Origin of the sequence: Veronia nyctiphanis, from assembly GCF_004116385.1 — a bacterium.
GTDB lineage: Bacteria > Pseudomonadota > Gammaproteobacteria > Enterobacterales > Vibrionaceae > Veronia > Veronia nyctiphanis.
Genome location: NZ_PEIB01000011.1, coordinates 104,331 through 123,485, shown reverse-complemented (window position 1 = coordinate 123,485; position 19,155 = coordinate 104,331). Strand labels below are relative to the sequence as shown.

21 protein-coding genes are annotated in these 19,155 nt (G+C 44.7%); 15 read left to right on the top strand and 6 right to left on the bottom strand.

The annotated features are described in order from the left end of the window. Nucleotides 1-8 precede the first annotated feature (8 nt). Complete coding sequence (locus tag CS022_RS11040) at nucleotides 9-1,085, bottom strand: lysozyme inhibitor LprI family protein (RefSeq protein ID WP_129122321.1); 1,077 nt, start codon at nucleotides 1,083-1,085, stop codon at nucleotides 9-11. Between the two features lie 499 nt (nucleotides 1,086-1,584). Here CS022_RS11040 and CS022_RS11035 point away from each other — a divergent pair, with 499 nt between their 5' ends. From CS022_RS11035 to CS022_RS11020, 4 genes are all read left to right on the top strand, one after another. Next, nucleotides 1,585-2,811, top strand: coding sequence for a cysteine desulfurase-like protein (locus CS022_RS11035; protein ID WP_129122320.1), 1,227 nt, complete (start codon nucleotides 1,585-1,587; stop codon nucleotides 2,809-2,811). A 132-nt stretch (nucleotides 2,812-2,943) separates the two neighbouring features. Further along, the gene (locus CS022_RS11030) at nucleotides 2,944-3,204 is read left to right on the top strand and encodes a DUF5062 family protein (protein ID WP_129122319.1); all 261 of its coding nucleotides are present in this window, start codon (nucleotides 2,944-2,946) and stop codon (nucleotides 3,202-3,204) included. Nucleotides 3,205-3,230: 26 nt separating this feature from the next. Further along, the gene (locus CS022_RS26305) at nucleotides 3,231-3,509 is read left to right on the top strand and encodes a DUF3429 domain-containing protein (protein WP_235869463.1); all 279 of its coding nucleotides are present in this window, start codon (nucleotides 3,231-3,233) and stop codon (nucleotides 3,507-3,509) included. A 186-nt stretch (nucleotides 3,510-3,695) separates the two neighbouring features. After that, on the top strand, nucleotides 3,696-4,376 hold the full coding sequence (locus tag CS022_RS11020) for an RDD family protein (RefSeq protein WP_129122318.1): 681 nt from the start codon (nucleotides 3,696-3,698) through the stop codon (nucleotides 4,374-4,376). A gap of 71 nt (nucleotides 4,377-4,447) precedes the next feature. On the opposite strand, the gene CS022_RS11015 is transcribed toward CS022_RS11020, so the two are convergent. Further along, complete coding sequence (locus CS022_RS11015; protein WP_129122317.1) at nucleotides 4,448-5,473, bottom strand: AraC family transcriptional regulator; 1,026 nt, start codon at nucleotides 5,471-5,473, stop codon at nucleotides 4,448-4,450. Nucleotides 5,474-5,585: 112 nt separating this feature from the next. Here CS022_RS11015 and CS022_RS11010 point away from each other — a divergent pair, with 112 nt between their 5' ends. Next, nucleotides 5,586-6,611 carry a 2Fe-2S iron-sulfur cluster-binding protein gene (locus CS022_RS11010; RefSeq protein WP_129122316.1) on the top strand — a complete coding sequence of 342 codons (1,026 nt, stop codon included), beginning with the start codon at nucleotides 5,586-5,588 and terminating at the stop codon, nucleotides 6,609-6,611. Here the strand turns inward: CS022_RS11010 and CS022_RS11005 are convergent. After that, on the bottom strand, nucleotides 6,608-7,174 hold the full coding sequence (locus CS022_RS11005) for a GNAT family N-acetyltransferase (RefSeq protein WP_129122315.1): 567 nt from the start codon (nucleotides 7,172-7,174) through the stop codon (nucleotides 6,608-6,610). The genes CS022_RS11010 and CS022_RS11005 overlap by 4 nt on opposite strands. A gap of 175 nt (nucleotides 7,175-7,349) precedes the next feature. On the opposite strand from CS022_RS11005, the gene CS022_RS11000 reads away from it, so the two are divergent. After that, nucleotides 7,350-7,841 (top strand): GNAT family N-acetyltransferase, encoded by a 492-nt coding sequence (locus tag CS022_RS11000; protein ID WP_129122314.1) that lies wholly within the window; start codon nucleotides 7,350-7,352, stop codon nucleotides 7,839-7,841. 104 nt (nucleotides 7,842-7,945) lie between these two features. Beyond that, entirely contained in the window at nucleotides 7,946-8,851 is a 906-nt protein-coding gene (locus tag CS022_RS10995; protein ID WP_129122313.1) for a 1-aminocyclopropane-1-carboxylate deaminase/D-cysteine desulfhydrase, read from the top strand. Between the two features lie 82 nt (nucleotides 8,852-8,933). Here CS022_RS10995 and CS022_RS10990 read toward each other — a convergent pair whose 3' ends face one another. Continuing rightward, complete coding sequence (locus tag CS022_RS10990; protein WP_129122312.1) at nucleotides 8,934-9,338, bottom strand: hypothetical protein; 405 nt, start codon at nucleotides 9,336-9,338, stop codon at nucleotides 8,934-8,936. A 719-nt stretch (nucleotides 9,339-10,057) separates the two neighbouring features. Here CS022_RS10990 and CS022_RS26300 point away from each other — a divergent pair. The 7 genes from CS022_RS26300 to CS022_RS10955 all read left to right on the top strand — a co-directional run bounded on the left by CS022_RS26300 (nucleotide 10,058) and on the right by CS022_RS10955 (nucleotide 16,754). Further along, nucleotides 10,058-10,564 (top strand): hypothetical protein, encoded by a 507-nt coding sequence (locus CS022_RS26300; protein WP_328590347.1) that lies wholly within the window; start codon nucleotides 10,058-10,060, stop codon nucleotides 10,562-10,564. Between the two features lie 2 nt (nucleotides 10,565-10,566). Then, nucleotides 10,567-11,277, top strand: a complete 711-nt coding sequence (locus CS022_RS10980; RefSeq protein ID WP_129122311.1) for a hypothetical protein — start codon at nucleotides 10,567-10,569, stop codon at nucleotides 11,275-11,277. 50 nt (nucleotides 11,278-11,327) lie between these two features. After that, complete coding sequence (locus CS022_RS10975) at nucleotides 11,328-11,993, top strand: GGDEF domain-containing protein (RefSeq protein ID WP_161569610.1); 666 nt, start codon at nucleotides 11,328-11,330, stop codon at nucleotides 11,991-11,993. Between the two features lie 108 nt (nucleotides 11,994-12,101). After that, nucleotides 12,102-12,362 carry a glutathione S-transferase N-terminal domain-containing protein gene (locus CS022_RS10970; RefSeq protein ID WP_129122309.1) on the top strand — a complete coding sequence of 87 codons (261 nt, stop codon included), beginning with the start codon at nucleotides 12,102-12,104 and terminating at the stop codon, nucleotides 12,360-12,362. A gap of 10 nt (nucleotides 12,363-12,372) precedes the next feature. Further along, nucleotides 12,373-13,080, top strand: coding sequence for an alpha/beta fold hydrolase (locus CS022_RS10965; protein ID WP_129122308.1), 708 nt, complete (start codon nucleotides 12,373-12,375; stop codon nucleotides 13,078-13,080). A gap of 318 nt (nucleotides 13,081-13,398) precedes the next feature. Then, a complete protein-coding gene (locus CS022_RS10960; protein WP_129122307.1) occupies nucleotides 13,399-14,619 on the top strand; it encodes an ammonium transporter in 1,221 nt (406 codons plus the stop codon). Between the two features lie 575 nt (nucleotides 14,620-15,194). Further along, the gene (locus tag CS022_RS10955; RefSeq protein WP_408057232.1) at nucleotides 15,195-16,754 is read left to right on the top strand and encodes a chitinase; all 1,560 of its coding nucleotides are present in this window, start codon (nucleotides 15,195-15,197) and stop codon (nucleotides 16,752-16,754) included. An 82-nt stretch (nucleotides 16,755-16,836) separates the two neighbouring features. Here the strand turns inward: CS022_RS10955 and CS022_RS10950 are convergent, their stop codons facing one another. Then, on the bottom strand, nucleotides 16,837-17,601 hold the full coding sequence (locus CS022_RS10950) for an alpha/beta fold hydrolase (RefSeq protein WP_268967892.1): 765 nt from the start codon (nucleotides 17,599-17,601) through the stop codon (nucleotides 16,837-16,839). Nucleotides 17,602-17,856: 255 nt separating this feature from the next. On the opposite strand from CS022_RS10950, the gene CS022_RS10945 reads away from it, so the two are divergent. Further along, nucleotides 17,857-18,543: an SDR family oxidoreductase gene (locus CS022_RS10945; RefSeq protein ID WP_129122305.1), complete on the top strand. Its 687-nt coding sequence runs from the start codon at nucleotides 17,857-17,859 to the stop codon at nucleotides 18,541-18,543. A 67-nt stretch (nucleotides 18,544-18,610) separates the two neighbouring features. Here the strand turns inward: CS022_RS10945 and CS022_RS10940 are convergent, their stop codons facing one another. Beyond that, nucleotides 18,611-19,075: an Mpo1 family 2-hydroxy fatty acid dioxygenase gene (locus tag CS022_RS10940; RefSeq protein ID WP_129122304.1), complete on the bottom strand. Its 465-nt coding sequence runs from the start codon at nucleotides 19,073-19,075 to the stop codon at nucleotides 18,611-18,613. Between the last annotated feature and the right edge of the window lie 80 nt (nucleotides 19,076-19,155).

Sequence of the window (19,155 nt, the reverse complement as noted above, 5' to 3'; positions counted from 1 at the left end):
CCAAAAATTCATTGCTGTTTGTGGCCACAGGCGTTTATCACTTCGTCGAGTATGTGAGATTCACCATAAACTTCAATCAACTTCTTATAGTGCTTTACGGCAAGATCGCGCTCACACACAGCCCCGCTCGTTTTCTGCGAGCCTAATTCCATTTGCTGCTTTAGTGGACAGTATACGCTGGCATATTTACGCGAGGCCATATTGAAGCTATCGAGCTGCTCCATATCTGAATCTATCGCTCCAACTGTCATCCCGTATGGATATTCTTGATAATAACGATCAGATAACTCACAGTCCTTCCCTGTCTGCATCGCTTTTTTAATCTTTATCGTTCTTGCAGCGATGATTTTCTGCCATCCGGCTGTCGTCGCAACAACACAATCAACATAATCTAACCAACTTGAGCTATTGCAACCTTGTGTGAAGTCGTTGAATAAATTCAATTGAGCATGCGCTATGAGAAAATCAGTATCTAAACCTATTTGTTTTAATTTTGACAGACAATTGCCAATGAAGCGATGATTCGAGCACTGTAAGTCTTCAATGATAAAAGGAAGATAAAAACGTAACTTATTATCTGGCTGCTTATAGATTTTCGAAATCAAACTATTAAGCTCACTGACTTGTTGGCAGTTTTGTTTTTTACTCTCACATTGAATGTCAAAAGTGGTCCCTAAGCTTGCTTGATAAAATGCCTCTAGTTCCTCGATTCTTTGTTGGTAGGCTTGACTTATAGCGTCCGCGAACTCATTTTTTCTGGTTACCTTAACCCACTCCCTTTGTGTCGTTTTGATTATTTTCTTTAACTGCTCATTGTTGTAATTTTCGGGTAAGTGAGACAGATCAGGTCCATTAAAAGAGTTGAGCGCTTTCCGATATTGAAGACTAAGTTTTTCATCAAGCTCGTTGAGCTCTGGTGATGAACAAATCAGAGCTTCAAAGCTCTGTTGCTTAATGCCATCGCAATTAAAACTTGCACTATGCGAAAAAGAAGAGAGTAACAACAAACAAGGTATGGTTGTTACCTTGATAAGGTAATTGATATACATTGAGACACTTTTTACTTGAGAGATGCTGACGACCATTATTTCAACCGAGTTTCGAGACGTCAATTTAGATTGATACGTTAAATCTTGCCCATGGAAAATTGAATTTAGATGATGAATTGATTCTTTCTGCCCTTCTTGTAACGGCCTACAACCAGATAAAATTAACGGCATCCGATAGTAGATTCGATGCACTCTCAATGAGTCCCACTATTGAAAGTTGTCAAACGTAGCGTTGATAGCTTTTCTGTATTAACAACAATACTGTTCATCATTACATGATGGAGTGTTAGTCATTTTTATCTCCGTTCACTAATCGTATTTACCAAACATTTATGGTTTGCCAGCCTCAATTCATCAGCGAGTTTTTAGCCTGAATATCAGCTAAAGAAAGCGATTTATCATGTACGAAGTGGCAAAAATATCTGTGGATGTGAAGCAGGTAACGAACAACGAAACAAGTCATTATCACCAGTGTCTATGCTTATTTCATTACATTTATATTTCGCGGCTTTGGCGCTGTGAGCTGGAGGTATCCATGTATTCTGCTGAACAGGCACGCGCGCTTTTCCCTGCGCTAAATCAGTATCACGATGGTTATCAGGTTTGCTTTCTCGATGGACCCGGTGGCACACAGATACCTGAACGCGTGAGTGAAGCGATGAGAAACTATTTTGACGGCGGGAATTCAAATCTGGGTGGCGTTTTCGCCTGCAGTGCGGATACTGGGCGACTCGTTGAAAAGGCAAGACAAACCGCTGCTGACTTTGTGAATGCTCCCTCAGGAGACCATATGGCGTTCGGTGCCAATATGACAAGCCTGACCTTTAGTCTGAGCCGCGCTATCAGTCGTGACTGGAAGGCGGGGGATGAAATTATTGTTTCTTCATTAGATCATTTTGCCAATGTGTCTCCTTGGCAGATGGCGGCTGAGGACAAAGGGGTCATTGTTAAATCCTTAACAATGAGTGCTGACGAGTGTCAGTTGGACCTCAAACAACTTTCATCGCTGATCAGTAAACGAACAAAACTCATTGCCGTCACCTGCGCATCCAATCTCACGGGGACCATTGTCGATGTGCAGAAAATAGTGACATTGGCGAAAAAAATGGGGGCAAAGGTCTACCTCGATGCCGTACATTTTGCACCACACCAGCTTATTGATGTGCAGGCATTCGGTTGTGATTTTCTGGTTTGTTCTGCTTATAAGTTTTTTGGACCGCATCTCGGTATTGCCTACATAGCGTCTCCTTGGCTCGATCAGCTTAGGCCCTACAAAGTGAAACCTGCACCTGAAAAGGGGCCAGCAAGGTTTGAAACCGGAACGTTGAATTTCGAAGCGCTGGCTGGTTTTAACGCGGCGGTTAACTATTTGGCCAGCTGGAGCGTTAAATCCACGCTGCGAGAAAGGCTTGAGGAGTGCTACCATCACTACCTGCACCATGAAGAGCGCCTCTCAGCGCATTTCTTGTCCAAGTTAGATGGGGTCGATGGTGTCTCTTTGCATGGAACCAAAAATTCACAGCATAGAACACCCACATTTGCACTTTCCTTTGATGACATGTCACCGCAGACAATCGCAGAGGGGTTGGCAAAAAAACATATTTATGTCTGGAATGGACACTTCTATGCGGTAGAGGCGGTAAAAACACTGAATAAACTCGAAGGGGGCGGTGTTCTCCGAGTGGGGTTCATGCATTACAACACGGAGGATGAAATTGATCGCTTTTTTTCTGCACTGGTGGATGTAATGTCTGTCGAGTGACAAAAAATTTGGAAATACTGAAAAAATCAAACTGTTGTCGTGGTATGACTTTGACAGTGACAGGCTCAGGTATCACCCTGATAACGATCGCCTTGTAGTCTTCCTACATTTGAATTTCAGCACGAGGTGGATATGAAAAAAGTAAAAAATGAAAGCCAGCTTCTTAAAAAAGCACTAAGTATTGGTGAGCAATATGCCGAGAAACGTGGCTTTGCCAAATTTGATTCTGGTACGTCAAATAAAATAAAGATTGAGTGCATCTATCGTTTACTGGTTCAGGATAAGCTGATAACACCGCTTGCATCGAATAAGGAAGACGGCCCTTCGATGAAGCATAAGCTCGTGCTTTGGATCCAACGACAATTACCAGAAAATCATCCGCTCAGAGAATGAACAATATTTAAGGATTAGAAGAAATAATGAAAAGTACAGCATGGGGATACGGTGCGATGGGATTAATCCCGTTTGTTGCTATCGGTATCTTGTTTCCATTGTGGCCTGACAGTTGGGAGTCAGGTTTAATCAACCTTTTTACCAGTTATAGCATGGTAATACTCGCTTTTATGGCGGGCGCTGTATGGGGTGCATCACTTGATGAAGAGAAGAGTAAGCCGGGCTCATTTGGACTGACAACAGCTATTGTATTTTCACTCATTGCCTTTGCCGTTGCTGCCATGCCTCTGGCTTTGGATTACTGATACTCGCCCTTTCGTTCATTGCATTGTTTGTCATCGAGCTATTCTTTATTGCTCGTCATGTCTACCCTTTGTGGTATACGGCGATGCGTGGGGCGTTAACCATCGTCGTTTTCTTTTGCCACGCTAGCCTTTGGTACTGGCTGGAAGGTAGGCAAAACCTGTTCGTGTGACTGAATGGAATAGTGAATGGATGTAGAACCTGACTATAGCAATTACAGTATTATCGAGTTGTTTGAAGCGCTTGAACAGCTGGATGATGAGCAGTATCCCGGTCGACGAGACAAAATAAAGGCGCTCATTAATGGTCGACTTCACGATAACCCTGCAGTTTCTGAAGAATGTTTATTGAAGAGCGCTGATGAGTTCAGTTTCTTTGTAGTATGGCGGCGTTTACTAGCATTTTGCGTTGATGCAGTGATCATTGCTCTCGTTGGATACTATATATATTCGTCAGTGACCTATATCGACCCGCAGCGAACTTACGACGACATTGCTTTAGGCATTCTTGTTATTTCCGGTGGATTGGTTGTCTACAATGTGGTGTGTTTAGGATTATTTCGCCAAACGGTTGGCAAGTATCTTCTTGGACTGATCGTCTCTGATATCGATAGCGAAAGAAGAGCGTCGTTTCAGCAATTAGTGACCCGAGATTGTTTTCTGTATGTCAGTGCGCTTTATGGGTACCTACTATATGCATTTTGGGTTGCGGACACGCCTTTTTCAGTTCTTCCGGACTTTTTCGTGCTTGTGTCCTTTGTGGTGTATGTGTTGATCATGAGTGCTGATGTATTGGCCGCTTATCTCAGCGACAAAAGGCAGACGTTACACGACCGTCTCGCGAAAACTGTAGTAATGAGAAAAGAGTAATAAAGAGTAGGGCAGCGACATTCACCGTCGCTGTTTTTGCTGCTTCTTTGCTTGATAGAGATTGTTCGGGACTAGTTTCTGTCCTCCAACATCGATTCTCTGTATTCCATCGGCGATTTATTTTCCCACCGTTTAAATGCTCGTCTGAAATTAGCGACATCACTGTATCCGAGATTAAACGCTATTTCTTGAATAGTCAGTTTGTTGTGACGAAGCATTTTAGCTGCGTACTCATGACGAATTTCCTCAGAAAGCTTTTTGTACGATGTTTCATCATCCTTTAGCTTTCTGTGCATACTCCGCGTTGTCATGCTGAAGTGCTCGGCAACTTCTGCAAAGCTTGGTAACTGGTATCCCTTCCCACGCATAAAACGCCTGACTTTGTCCGGTAAAGACTCTGACGCACCCAATCCACTTAGTTCCCGGCTGCAAAGATCAACGGCTTCGCTATAGCTGGCATAGGTCGCTGTGGTGAGTGGCTTTTTGAGGAAGTCACTTCGTACGACCATGTAATTACTGGCTTGGCCATAATAAACCGGACATTCAAAAAAACGCTCAGCAAGGTCGCTGCCGTAGATTTTGGGAAATGTGAAATGTACAGAATGAAGGTTAGAATCCGGCGGTGCCACAAAGGTATAGACATTTTTTATCGCGGCCGCAAACGTCTCTACGGTAAATCGTTTCGGAATTTCATTTGGTGAGTATTCGTACATGTTCACATGGGTAAAATCACCTACGTGTTCGTAGTCAATGCTCAAGAGTTGTCCTGTTCTGGCCGAAATAAACTTTTGGGCCAGATTAAGAAGCTGGAGAAAGTTTTCACAGTTGATCGCTGCAAAACCCAGCGCACCGTGGGCATTGAACATTAATCGCCGACCAACCAAAATGCCCAATTCAGGCTCATTGGTCAGCGCCAGCATGCTCTCAATAAATTGGCAGTACTGTTTGACTGTCAATCGCATTGACGGGTCATCGAGGTTATCTGGATCAAACCCTTTCCGTCTCAGAGTCTCTGATACGTCAAATCCCATGTCGGTGATTTGTTTTACCGTCAGTCTCAAGTATGTCGTTGGTAGTGTTGCTGATAAGTTAAGCATTTAGGTTGTCAAAAAATGAATGTCTATTGGCAAATTGTAACCTATTTTAGCTAACGCTTAGTTGCTAGTGTGAGAATGAGTTCATATCAACAAGGCAAGGAGTTGCTCTTCGATGTTTTCATTTTTCTCCAAAAAGAAAACGTTCAGCGCGGAAGTGAACGGTAAAACGATAACCATTGCCTCCAAAGAGACGTTGCTCAGCGCAGCGTTGCGACAGAACATCGATTTTCCCAACAGCTGCCGTGTTGGTGGATGCGCAACCTGCAAATGTCGGCTAACCAGTGGAAAAGTCAGGGAGTTGACTGACAGTAGCTATGTGCTTTCTGAACATGAGCTTGAGAACGATTTTATACTTGCCTGCCAGAGCGTGCCGGTTGGAGACGTCACTGTTGAATATGAAGAGCGAGCGACTAAAACTGTAAGCGGAACAGTCGTTGGTCAGTCTTCGCTAACTCACGATATTACGCAACTCACAATTAAAACTAACACGCCACTTTCATACAGGCCGGGACAATACGCCGAACTGGAATTAGCGGGCTTACCTAACATCAAAAGAAGTTACTCATTTGCAACAGCAAATTCCGACCCATGTTCACTGACATTTTTCATTCGTCAGGTAGGAAACGGTCGTTTCAGCAGCAGAGCCGTTGAAGAAGACCTTATGGGGCAATCATTATCCGTGACAGGTCCACACGGCGACTTTTGGTTGAGGGCAGGTGAGAAAGACATTCTCGTTGTTGCAGGCGGCAGCGGTCTGGCACCGATCATGGCGATGCTTGAGCAGGCGTTGACCAATAGAGAGAATCGTTCTGTCACCTTGTTGTTTGGCGCACGTCAGCAACGTGATCTTTATAAGCTGGCGGAGATAAAAAGCCTGAAAGACTTGTGGCCAACGCGTTTTAGCTTTGTGCCGATTCTCTCTGAGTGTAGCCGTGATAGTGACTGGCAAGGTGGCAAGGGCTTCGTGACTGATTTTATTGGTGAGTATATCGATGGCATTGGCCAGGCATACCTTTGTGGCCCTCCGGTCATGGTTGATAAAGCGAAGGAAACTTTGATTTCACTCGGACTCAACCCCAATGATATCTACGCCGATCGCTTCACAACAGTCACTGATAGCGTACCTGAAACCGCTTAACCTTTATTGTCATGCACCCCTTTATTTTTTGCGGGTGCTGGCAGTGTTAGCCTGTATCTGTATACATCAAGCGGTAGTCCATTTAACGAGGTATAGGCTTCAATTCGCTCTCCTCGCACAAAACCTGTGTTCTCGAGTACTCGTTGCGAACCTAAATTATCAGTACCGACATTGGCAATAAGCGCAGTGTGACGTCGTTCTGTCGCTTCTTGAGCCATCGTCTTTACTGCAAGGCTCGCCAACCCTTTGCGAATATGTTTTTTGGCTATTCGATAACCAAGCTCAGCATCCCTATCGGTTATATCTCGGAGGTTCACTCTACCAAGAATTTCTCCTGACTGACTCTTGATGACCATGGGCAAACACTTCCCTAATGCGTGCAAACAAAGGAGTTCTTCAATGTGTTCCTTGATGGCGTCTATGCGAAAAAAGTGACAGGGGCGGCCCCCAATCTGCTCGGCAAACCATGCTTTATTTGCTTCTTCAAACGCCAATAATGCTTTGGCATCTTCGATGACCAAGTTCTGGGTAAATATAATGTTCTCTGCGTTCTTTTGACTCATAGGGAACGTATGCTCTCTTGTTCTTTGTTGAATTCCTGATTGAAGCAGTATGGAGGTTACCAGGGGTGTTACGGGGAGGAGGCTTGGCCATCCATAAATATTAATTGGCTCTGATTATCTGTAATAAAATCTGTTACTCGCAGAGAGAAAAGCTATCATCAAACGGTTTATCGTGATGAGCTGGAGGTTGTCATTGCTATGCTTTTTACCCATTAATATTGATAATGATTTTTCTAAGTGTCATGCATTTCGCGAGGATTCATTTAGATGCAGCTTTGGAAGCCTTGATGGTTTTACCACTTCAATAGAAGGTTATGAGCAAAAAATCAGGAAAAGGATGCGAGAGCCGCAGTGGTTTTATCTTCACTTGTGGAAAGATGGAGAGATAGTCGGACAACTCGAATTCAAAACGTTTTCCTTTAAGCCAGACTTTGGCTACGTGCATTTGGTGTACTTATGTGAGCAAGTAAGAGGGTTAGGTTTTGCAGAACAGGCTCAGGCCTATCTTGAGAACAGGTTAATGGAGCAGGGATGCAAGGGGGCGATTCTCTCTGTGAGTCGTGAAAATGGGAGAGCGTTAAGTCACTATGAAAAATCTGGCTGGACGTTTTTAAAACCTAATCCTAAACATCCTCAGACAGACTTTTGGCAAAAAACATTCGTCTGACACCCTTAACATGTCACTCGACGAATTGTGGTGTCTTTGTGTGCTTGATTTTCTCATCATGAAAACCCTACACTTGCGACGAGTATCCGCAATTGCAGCCCGCCATGAAACTGAACGCCAGCCCAGTCAGTGAACATAAAATCGATGATCTTTGCTTCTATTTAAAACGGGATGATTTGTTACATCCTACATTCAGTGGCAACAAAGCAAGAAAATTCGCGTCCTTGTTGGCGCAATCTCATGGCGACATTACTACGGTGATAAGTTACGGCTCAGCGCAGGCGAATTCACTTTATTCTCTCGCTGCACTGGCTCAGCTGAAAGGCTGGCGGTTGGAATTCTATGTTGATCGTATTCCCGTATGGTTAGTAGAGAACCCACGAGGTAACTATGCGGCAGCTATGTCATTGGGTGCTGATGTGATAGACCTTTCCAAACTAGAAGGCCGCGGCGACCTTCATCCAGCACAATATATTGATGCAGTTCGACAGCCTGGTCCGGATGCTCTGATTATTCCAGAAGGCGGTCGGTTCGATTTTGCTGAGGAAGGGGTGAAAGGTTTGGCACAAGAGATCATTGAATGGAAGAATAGTCTGTCATTGAAGGAACTCAACGTAGCATTGCCATCGGGCACTGGCACGACATCTTTGTACTTGCACAAACATTTCGCCGATGAGGGTGTTAATGTGCTCACCTGCGCCTGTGTGGGCGGAGAGGCTTATTTGCGTCAGCAATGGCGTGGATTAGCGCCAGAAATGAAAAGCTTTCCAAAAATATTGCCGCACAGAAAACATCATTTCGGCAAACTGTATAGAGAGGATTACCTGATTTGGCAAAAGCTGAAAGAACAAACTGGCGTTGAGTTTGAGCTTCTCTATGACCCCTTGATGTGGCCGTCATTGCTTGAGCAAGCATCTTTGCGACAAACCCCGCTGATGTATATCCATCAGGGTGGTTTGTTAGGCAACGAAACGATGCTTCCCAGGTACGAGCGAAAGTTTGGCGTTTAGCTCTCAATCAAAAGCAGAGATGTTTTTCTGTATCCTTCATCAACGTTCCTGATTCATTGCTTTTTTATAAGTTACCGACTCCCTAATTGCAGTCTTTATAGGAGAAGGTATCAGTGGCAAATCCACCAGCACCTGTGAACCACTGACGAACACCCAGCCCGGCACGCACTGCATTTATGTAGGTGTTACAGGCAAATTCTTTAGTCTGCAGATTGGCTTCTTCTTTACTCAATTGCCATTGCCAACGGTTCCCCCTTGCACGGTGAACGAGCGTTAAGAGTCCTTTACTTTCATCGAAATGGAAATTTAGCGTTTTACCTCGGAACGACTGTGCAGGTTCGTTGTTCAGAGTCATCAGTTGTTTGCTGAGCTTTTCTGGAAGAGTCGCTTGATAATCAGAGTCGGGTTGTCCAGATGGAAGCACACTTTTACAGCCTGCTCCTGTTATCACTGCGGAAACGACCAACAGCGGCAAAAGTTGTTTCATAAATACTCTCTCCCTGAGTGCATATAGAGCGGTACTATTATCTGGCGATTTGTCGTTTTTATGATTGATGAAGTCATCACCAAGGGGTTGAGGCTAGGGTGACAAAGATGCATGAGCAAGTACTGGCTGCTCAAATCAAAAGCTGAATCATGTTCACCATGAAATATGATCTGCTCATGCTCGAAAGAGGGAAAAGTCTCTTGAATTTGTATTTAGAAACTGTGAAGAAAAGCGACAGAACACATTATGGTAGTGGGTGAAACTGAGTATTTATTCAATATAAAAGCTTGGTAAAGCATCACTTTTCATGCCTTCCTAATGCAACCCGTAACATTTTATTTTGGGCAGAACATCAATTGTTTGTATTTTGTTCTCCCGTATCGCCTTATCAGCCTCCCTAAAACGTGTTGAAATCGAGTCACTTTCTATTTTTCGAGACGCGAAATAAATTTGGGCAGCCTCCTCTTTTGCTTGTTACTGGAACCTTCCGGAGGCGGCTTTTTCTACCCAATGTAAACGGATAGAAACGCATACATCGTTGAAGAAAACCCAGTATCTGACCGTTAGAGTCAGCGCTGCTTTTTTACTACTTGGAGAGCCAGCTGTGGACTCGTTCTTCAAAGGCCAATAAAAACGACCGTGATGCGGACCTTAGTGCTCAAGCTAACAGCGACATGTCTTGAAAAATAATGACATTTATGACTTGGAGGGAGTCAGCTGTGAAAAGATGTATCTTTTGTGCTCTTATGCTTATCAGCGGCGCAAGTTTTGCGGTTTCCAATGCAACCTTTCCTGAAAATTTGGATGAGATGGTGTTGGTTAAGCAGAGCGTCATTCCTGCTAAAGATGTTGTCTTGCCCGAATCTACACCAACGTTTCTTCAAGAAACCGTCAAGATGTACAACTGGATTAACCATGGACAGGGAACAAAGATAAATATTTTTGTCCCTGAAAATAAACTTTCTTCCTACGGAGAGCATGGTCCTTACGATGACGGCACAACGGCTGTCGCGATATTCGAGGATCAGGACATTATTTTTGTTACCGAGCATCTAGCAGGCGAGGCACTTTATGGCACTTATGACAGAGTCGGTAATGATATAAGTCATACACACCCGTCGTTGCATGTAGAAACCTGTTACTCATGTCATATCGGTTACAAAGAGATATGCCGGGGCGGTACTTGTTCCACGCCAATCATTGATGTGTTTACAAATAAGAACTGATCATGAACTCGATTAGAACAAAAATCTTCGTTTCTCATCTGCTTCTAGTATCGTTGGTGATAGTTGGGATCACGTATTACAACTACAAAAATGCAGTGAGCTCTCTAATAAAAAGCTCTATTGACGCAAGAGAGAGCAGCATAGTGTCATTGGTCTCTTACATCAGTGATGCGGCTACAGGCAGTAACTACGCGCGCCTTTTGTTGCCGAGCTTCAAATCAGACTTATCCAAACAACATGGCCTGAGATATTTGTTGGTGAATGGGAAGTCGAGTTTCAACAATCAACCCATATCTATTGCTTATGACAGAGATTCCAGTCTGTTATGGCGTGTTCATTTCGAGAAGAATTACGCTGCTAACCTCAATCAAAGAATAAAGCGACTCGAAGAGAGGAAATCTGACAAGAGTGCAGATTTGGTAAAAGTGAACTTTCTCCTTGAGCGACTCGGTGAATCGAAAGACTTGTATGAAAAGAGTAAGATGTACAATGCCACAAATTTAATGGATCTTAATCATTTCCGAAGTAAAGGGCTAAGCCATGTCGATCTTGAGCGTGAGTACCTTTACGTCAAAGTGCTGTTGAAGAATGGGTATGCAGGGCATGCTGAATTACTCTTTGATATCAGTGATATTACACGCCTGAAGAGACTGTTTATCGAAGACAGCATCAGAGAGTTTATCGTCACGATTTTTCTCTCTATCCCTTGCTGATGTTTTTATCTTTCAGTATTTCGACACCACTAAAAGCGCTGTCGGAGCATATGAAGGGCAGTATTTCTGAACTGGAACATCAATCATCACCGGGGCTAAGGCGTCAGGACGAGATCGGTGAGCTTTCGAGACAATTTAGCAAGCTTATCGACAATGTGGCTCGTCAAAATCGTGAGTTGGATGATCTGTCGCGTCGAGACCCTCTGACGGGCTTATTAAATCGACGGTCTTTGACAGAAAAACTGCAACTTCTCAGGAAAGAGCACCCTGAGAAAATGCTGTGCGGCCTCTATATCGATATTGATCACTTTAAGGCTTACAACGATACCTATGGCCACATCTATGGTGACAACGCACTGGTGCTCGTTTCTGGTGAACTCGATGCTTTTGCGCGAGAAAAGTCTGGCTTCGCATTCAGGCTTGGAGGAGAGGAGTTTATGCTGGTGTTGACTGCTGATAATGAAGATCAAGGCTTTAATCATGCTCAAGACTTGTGTGAGCGTGTTGAGGAAATGGGTATTCCGCACAGTGGTGGAACTGATTCGAAATGCATCACGGTGTCTATTGGTTTAGCCTGTACAAAAGAAGAAAAGATCGTAGAAGAAGTAACACAGAATGTGTTAGTGAGAGCTGACAAGGCTCTCTACAGCGCCAAGGAGCTTGGGCGTAATCTGGTGCAGATGTACTCTACAAAGTATCAGGATCCCGCTAATTAATGACTAAATTAGTGCCTGCTAGATCAAACTCCTCACTAATGATGCACAACATGGAAGCTTGTTATGCGATAAACTCCTCTAAGAAGCGTTTTCAAGGAGGTTTTCGTTATGGCAAAAGATATCGCAGGGATCCAGCTCTATCATTTCAATGCTTGCCCGTTTTGTATTAAAGTTCGTGCTGCCGTCAAACTGATGGGTTTAGGTCTCGAAACGCGTAATATCAGGGAGAATAAGCAGTATCTCGAAGAGTTAGTTACTGGTGGTGGTAAACGACAGGTACCATGCTTGCGGATCGAAGAGGGCGATAGCGTACGCTGGTTGTATGAATCGGATGATATCATTGCATACCTGAAGCAAGAATACGCTTGAGAAGACCCGAGTGGCTGAACAAGAGCAACCGGTAGATATTTATCTACTACCCGGTACCATGTGCAATAAGGCGTTATGGCAACATCTCGTTACGCCTTCCTCTGTTCGGCTTCATCATCTACCTATATCCGCTGGCGAATCTATCGATGATATCGTCGATAATCTTCGGCAGCGTTTATCTGGAATGAACATTCCCCTTGTTGGCTTTTCTCTTGGCGGTTATTTGGCTGCAAGCCTGACCTCACGTTATCCGGAGCTTGTTTCAAAGCTGATGATCATTTCGAACAGCCCATGTGCCCTGAGTCATGCCGAAATTTCCCACCGTAAGTTGTTATTGAGTGCGCTGCAAAGCGGTAAATACCAAGGAATGACAGAGAGAAAAGCCGCTGCTTTTCTTGATCCGGAAACTTGTTCGCAGAGCATTATCGAAATTATGATGGATATGGATGCGCAGTTAGGTAGAGAGGAATTCATCCGGCAAATATCAGCGACGACCGAGAGAGATGATCTCTTAGATGTTTTGTCGCAATTAACTGTCCCGATAAGTTTGGTTTACAGCAAACACGATCCGCTGGTAGATGTCCCTTGGTGTGAAAGCCTCGTTGCCTCGAGACAGAGTGTGCAACAAAAAGTCTTCGATGGAAAAGGGCATATGCTTCCGTTGGAGAAAGCAAATCTTATTTCGAACTTCATTACTCAATGGGCCACCACTGATTAACCTATTCATAGACTATTATCGTCCCTGATCTATTCGTTAGCGCTATAACCTCTCTATGTGCCACCTGCCTAATTGTTGTGCGACCTAAATGCACCATGTGAGTGCGCGATGAGAATTTTATGCCCTCATTTAATGCATATTCACACCATGAAAGATGACCCTAACTATTTAATTGATTGTTTAATAACGGATTAAATGCTTGGGGCGACTTGGTACGTGTATTGCTTGAAATCTTCTGATTGGACTTAATCACCAACTTGGTGAATAAAAATAAAACACGCACAGGAAGTGTGCGAAATACAACGGAGAGTACAAGTAATGACCACATCAGTGACCGAAGTACATGGCGCGGTACAGACACTGACGCAGAGTTCCGACACAATGTTTTTATTATTGGGTGCCATTATGGTGTTCCTGATGCATGCGGGGTTTGCTTTTCTTGAAGTCGGTACCGTCCGACACAAAAACCAAGTGAATGCCTTGGTTAAAATCCTTGCTGACTTTGGCGTGTCAGCTATCGCTTACTTCTTTATCGGCTACTGGGTCGCATACGGTGGCACCTTCTTCGCTGATGCCGAAACACTCTCTCAGGGGAATGGATACGAGCTGGTTAAGTTTTTCTTCTTGCTCACATTTGCAGCAGCGATTCCGGCTATTGTGTCGGGAGGCATTGCCGAAAGAGCGCGTTTTTACCCTATTCTAGCTGCAACATTCCTGACAGTCGCACTTGTATACCCACTTTTCGAGGGCATGATCTGGAACGGCAACTTCGGTCTACAAGCATGGTTTGAAGAAAGCTACGGTGTTGGGTTCCACGACTTTGCCGGATCTGTGGTTGTACATGGTGTTGGTGGCTGGATTGCACTGATTGCTGTTCTGTTTCTTGGCATGAGAAACGGTCGTGTAAGAGCGGGTAAGCATACTAACTTCGCACCATCAAACATTCCTTTCTTGGCGCTGGGAGCGTGGATCCTTGCTGTGGGCTGGTTTGGTTTCAACGTCATGTCTGCGCAAACACTGAATGGAATCAGTGGTCTGGTCGCGATGAACTCGCTAATGGCGATGGTCGGCGGTATTTTGGCTGCGATGGTAGCGGGTAAGAATGACCCGGGCTTTATCCATAATGGCCCGTTGGCTGGTTTGGTGGCAATTTGCGCAGGCTCAGACTTGATGCACCCAATTGGCGCTTTGGTAACAGGCCTCGTAGCCGGTGCACTGTTCGTTTACGTGTTTACCTATCTGCAAAATAAAACTCAAATAGACGATGTACTGGGTGTATGGCCACTTCACGGTCTTTGTGGCGCATGGGGTGGTATCGCAGCGGGTATCTTCGGCGCATCTTCTCTGGGTGGCCTCGGTGGTGTTAGCCTCACTGTTCAGATCATGGGTACGCTTCTGGGTATTACTGTTGCGGTGGCGGGTGCTTTCTTGGTGTACGGCGTGTTGAAGTTGGCTATCGGCTTACGTCTGTCTGAAGAAGATGAATATCGCGGAGCAGACTTGGCGATTCATAAGATTTCTTCTACCAGCGCCGAGTAACTACTCACTGCTTTAAATTAAGGCCATGGTGTTCTTTCTTGTTCAGGAACCCGTGGCCTTTTTGATCTTCTTTACGCTTTGGCTTTCAGCTCAGGTGTTTGAAACATCATGAAACAGCACCTATTGATAGATTTGAAATATCTCGCATCACTGAAACAATAGTGAAATATTGATAATGCTATTTATTATCTCGCCTATCCGTTACCAGTCCTTCATATCCAAGCATTTCTGCTCGTAGTGGCTTTACGGCACAGTTAAATCGTCTGAATTCTGATGTTCGTTCTGACTGTAATTCAAATGTCACGTTATTGAGAAGCTGTACGCTTTCACTATATATTCAGCCTCGCCATGTACCTGAGCGCCGGAGTTATTCTGCAATCATACGATGACATACTATCTCCTTGTTAACGGATGGGTAGAGTGTTTTCGGGGCAGGGTACATGGCTTAACAATAAAAGAGCGTGAATAAAAAACTCTGTACCCTACATTGTCCTGAAACAAGGAATGATTTTTATGAAAAAAGGACTGCTAGCACTATTGGTCGGCATGAGTTTCTCTGCCAGAGTGCAATTACCATGTCTCCCCAGCCTGACCCTGAAAAGCAAGGCGCTTATTTGGTTGAGAAAGCGGAAATTGAAGCAGCGGAAGCTGCGTTAACTTCAGACCCTATGTACAAAATCTGGGCGAAAGCACTGGAGACGCGTCCAAACAACGTTGTTGAAGCTATCGACACGGGGCTCGCCAGCAACCCAGATAACGTAAAACGTGTTGAACGTGTTTTCCCTGAATCTGAGTGGAACTTCCTGACTCAGATGGCTGCACCTGAATATACCTACACGCGTTTCCTTCGCGCAATCGGTAAGTTCCCGGCATTCTGCGGCGACTACGCGGATAACCGCGATGCAGATGCTATCTGTGAGCGTTCAATTGTCACCGCCTTTGCTCACTTCTCACAAGAGACGGGCGGACACATTGCTATTGATAACACGTCTGATAACCCATTAGCCCTTGAAGAGTGGCAACAGGCACTAGTTCACGTTCGTGAAATGGGTTGGTCAGAAGGACAAGAAGGTTACACCACGGGTTGTGGCCAGAACGACTGGCAGAACAAGCGTTGGCCTTGTACGGCGGGCGAAGGCTACTTTGGTCGTGGTGCGAAACAGCTTTCTTACCACTTTAACTACGGCATGTTCTCTGAAGCCATGTTTGACGGCGACGCGACCGTTTTGCTTGAGAGCCCGGGTTTAGTAGCAGATTCATGGCTTAATCTAGCGTCAGCAATTTGGTTCTTCCTGACACCTCAGGCACCTAAACCAGCAATGCTTCACGTTATTGATGGAACTTGGTCACCGTCACTGCGTGAGAAAGAAGCGGGCATTGGTTACGGTTTTGGTACGACAATCAATATCATCAATGGCGGCATTGAGTGTGGTGAGCAGAACAAGACTAAGGGTCAGCCAGTCAACCGTATTCGTTACTGGGAAGGCTTGGCTGAGCATTATCAGATTGCCATCGGCGCAGATGAGAAGAATACCTGCTGGCAGCAAACGCCTTACGGTAGCCTCAACCTGAACGGTGCAACAGACGTTCTGTACACTAACTGGGACGGCAACTGGAAATACTATGCAGACCGCCCTGAAGGCTTCTCATTCGAATGTGAGCTGGTGGGTTATCAAACAGCATACTCTGCACTTGTACCGGGCGACTACCAGAAGTGTGTGACCAATTTCTATGGTTCACACGCAAGATGGCCAGAAGTGACTGTTGTAGAAAAACTGGAAAAACCGGGTAACGGCGATGGCACAGGCTCTGGCGGTGAAGTAGACCCAAATGCGTGGAATGCAGATAAGGTTTATAATACCGGTGATCAGGTTGTTGTTGACGGTGTCACCTACGAAGCACGCTACTGGACCAAGGGTGATAACCCTGCAACCAGTGAGCAGTGGGGCCTGGAAACAGGTGTAACATCAGACAAACAATTCAAGCGCTGCCTCTTGGCAGCGTTTTTTGTTTCTGGATTTACACGACTTGCGTTCATATCAGACCTACCTAGTTTCGCGCTAACCCTTACTCATGCCCAATGTTCGATGAACAGGTATCAAAATGGCTCGCACACCAATAACCTTTTGCCGTAGCAGTTGATGAACCGCAACTTAACCTCGGTGCGCAAAACCTTAAGTTAGCAATTAGATAGCATGACGCAACCCTATGTTTGACCTATAAAACCGTTACATTGTCAGGCAACTGTTGTTCAGTAAACCAAGCACGCAACAACTGATTAAATGCGTTTGGTACAGAAATACTCCAGTTATGCTGCTGCGCCAATTTAATCGATGAATCATGTTCAATAAGCCCGACCGTAACGTTGTGCTTACCCTGCAATTGGTTGATGGATTCCAGCATGGTTTTATGCTCTCCCTGCCCAGCGACAACAAGCGTGGGTACCGAAGTCTGCCAATCTTTTGCCAACCTGAAGGTTTGATTTGCTGCTAATGTCTCAATAAATGATTTGGCATCCACTTTTTGTAAATTCTGGAAAAAGGCGTCTGCGTACTGACTGGGAACCCCTGCCGAATACCGCCGATTAAGCTCTGACCACCACAGAAAATTGTTGAGTGGCTGAAGGCACCATTTATAGGAGTGATACATCAAGCTGCCAGTCAACCATTTGGCACCAGGTTGTGGTATCAGCGATGGGCTACTAGCCAGGCAGCTGGCAAACAGATCAGGACGTCGATCGAAAAGATTTAGAGCGATTTGTGCCCCCATTGAAAGCCCAACCAAATGTACCTTTGAATTTGCCGCAAGCTTTTCAATTACCTCGATGACATAATTAGCTGCACTGCTGATCGTAAATGTATGTTCAATCTTATTGTCACCATGAGCAGGTAAATCTGGTGCGATACAGTGGTAACCTCCACTAAACGCGACAATCTGTGGTTCCCACATCCGAGCTGCACCACCGCCACCATGTAAAAAGATAATAGGCTCATTGGCGCTTGAACCTTCAATCCAGACATTACATCAACCTCATTCGTACTGTTATTGGATATTCATCAATATGACCAATGTCATCAATCATACTGCAACATCACCTTGAACAAACATTGAATAGCGAGTTTTTGAACGATAAGTTGATGACAGTTATGAGAAAGCCTATTGAGGCACTCAATAACAAAAGACAGGATCCAGAGAGCGTCTTATGTTTTGAAAAATAATCTGCGGAGAATATTGAGCATGAAAACAGTACTTATCACGGGTGCAAATCGCGGTATCGGCCTTGAGTTTGTAAAGCAGTGTCTCAAGTCTCAGTTTCGTGTGTTTGCCACCTATCGTGACGCAAAAAGCGCTGACACTCTTATCAAACTCTTGGACAAAGAAGATAGGCTGACATTGATTCAATTTGATGTGACAAATTATAAAGCGTTACCCGACCTGGTAAAGCAACTTCCAGCTATCGACATACTCATAAACAATGCAGGGTACTTTGGCCCTAAAGGTTATGGCTTTGGTAATACTGACGAAGAAGAATGGCGGCAGGTATTGGAGATAAACACCATTGCGCCGCTTAAGCTGATTGAAGCCGTTTACCCTAACCTGATGGCAGGATCAGGCAGAAAAATAGCCTGTTTATCGTCAAAAGTTGGCAGTATGAAGGAAAATACCTCTGGCGGTGGATACATATATCGCTCATCGAAAGCGGCGCTTAACTCTGTGGTTAAGAGTTTGAGTAACGATCTCTCTAATGATGACTTTACCGTTTTAGCGCTACATCCTGGTTGGGTAAAGACTGACATGGGCGGGCCCAACGCACTCATTGACGTAGAAGAGAGCGTGGCGGGATTAATGTCCGTGATACTGGATAGCGATATTGCACAAAGTGGAAAGTTCTTAAACTTTGATGGAAATGAGCTGCCTTGGTAGGCAGCTTTTATGGAGGCTATTCATACGTCCGTTTACGAATTTATCCCATTGTTTTTCGGTACTGGATCTATCGATTAACGATTGCTTTTTGCATCCACACAACAACCCATGCAGGGCCAATTAGCAAAAATTGTATATCTTTGAAGAAAGATGGCTTCTTCCCTTCTATTTTGTGGCCGACGAACTGGAATATCCACATAACCACAAACAATGCCAAGCTCATTTCAAATACCGTGCTGATCCCTGCCTGTTCGTACATAACAAGCAGGTAGTAACACAAAGCAGTGAAGAGGCTCATGCCAATGCCTAAAGCTAATGAAAGGCTGAAGTAAAAAACCATGACCACCGGCATTATCAGTACCATCCAATTATTCCACCACTCGCCGGGCAGAGCAGGTATAGCGGGCAGAGCATAGAGAAAGCCCATCACTGTGAAATAGATACTTGGAACGGCAAAATAATGGATGAATTTATTGGTTTTATTTTGGTGGCTTTCAGAATACTCTTCGAGCCATGAATTTAACGAGCGCATAATTTATCCCTTAATCGAGCACCTGCACTACTGTAGAGCAGACAACGCCGCAAATGTGTGTTGGGGTTGAGAAATTAATT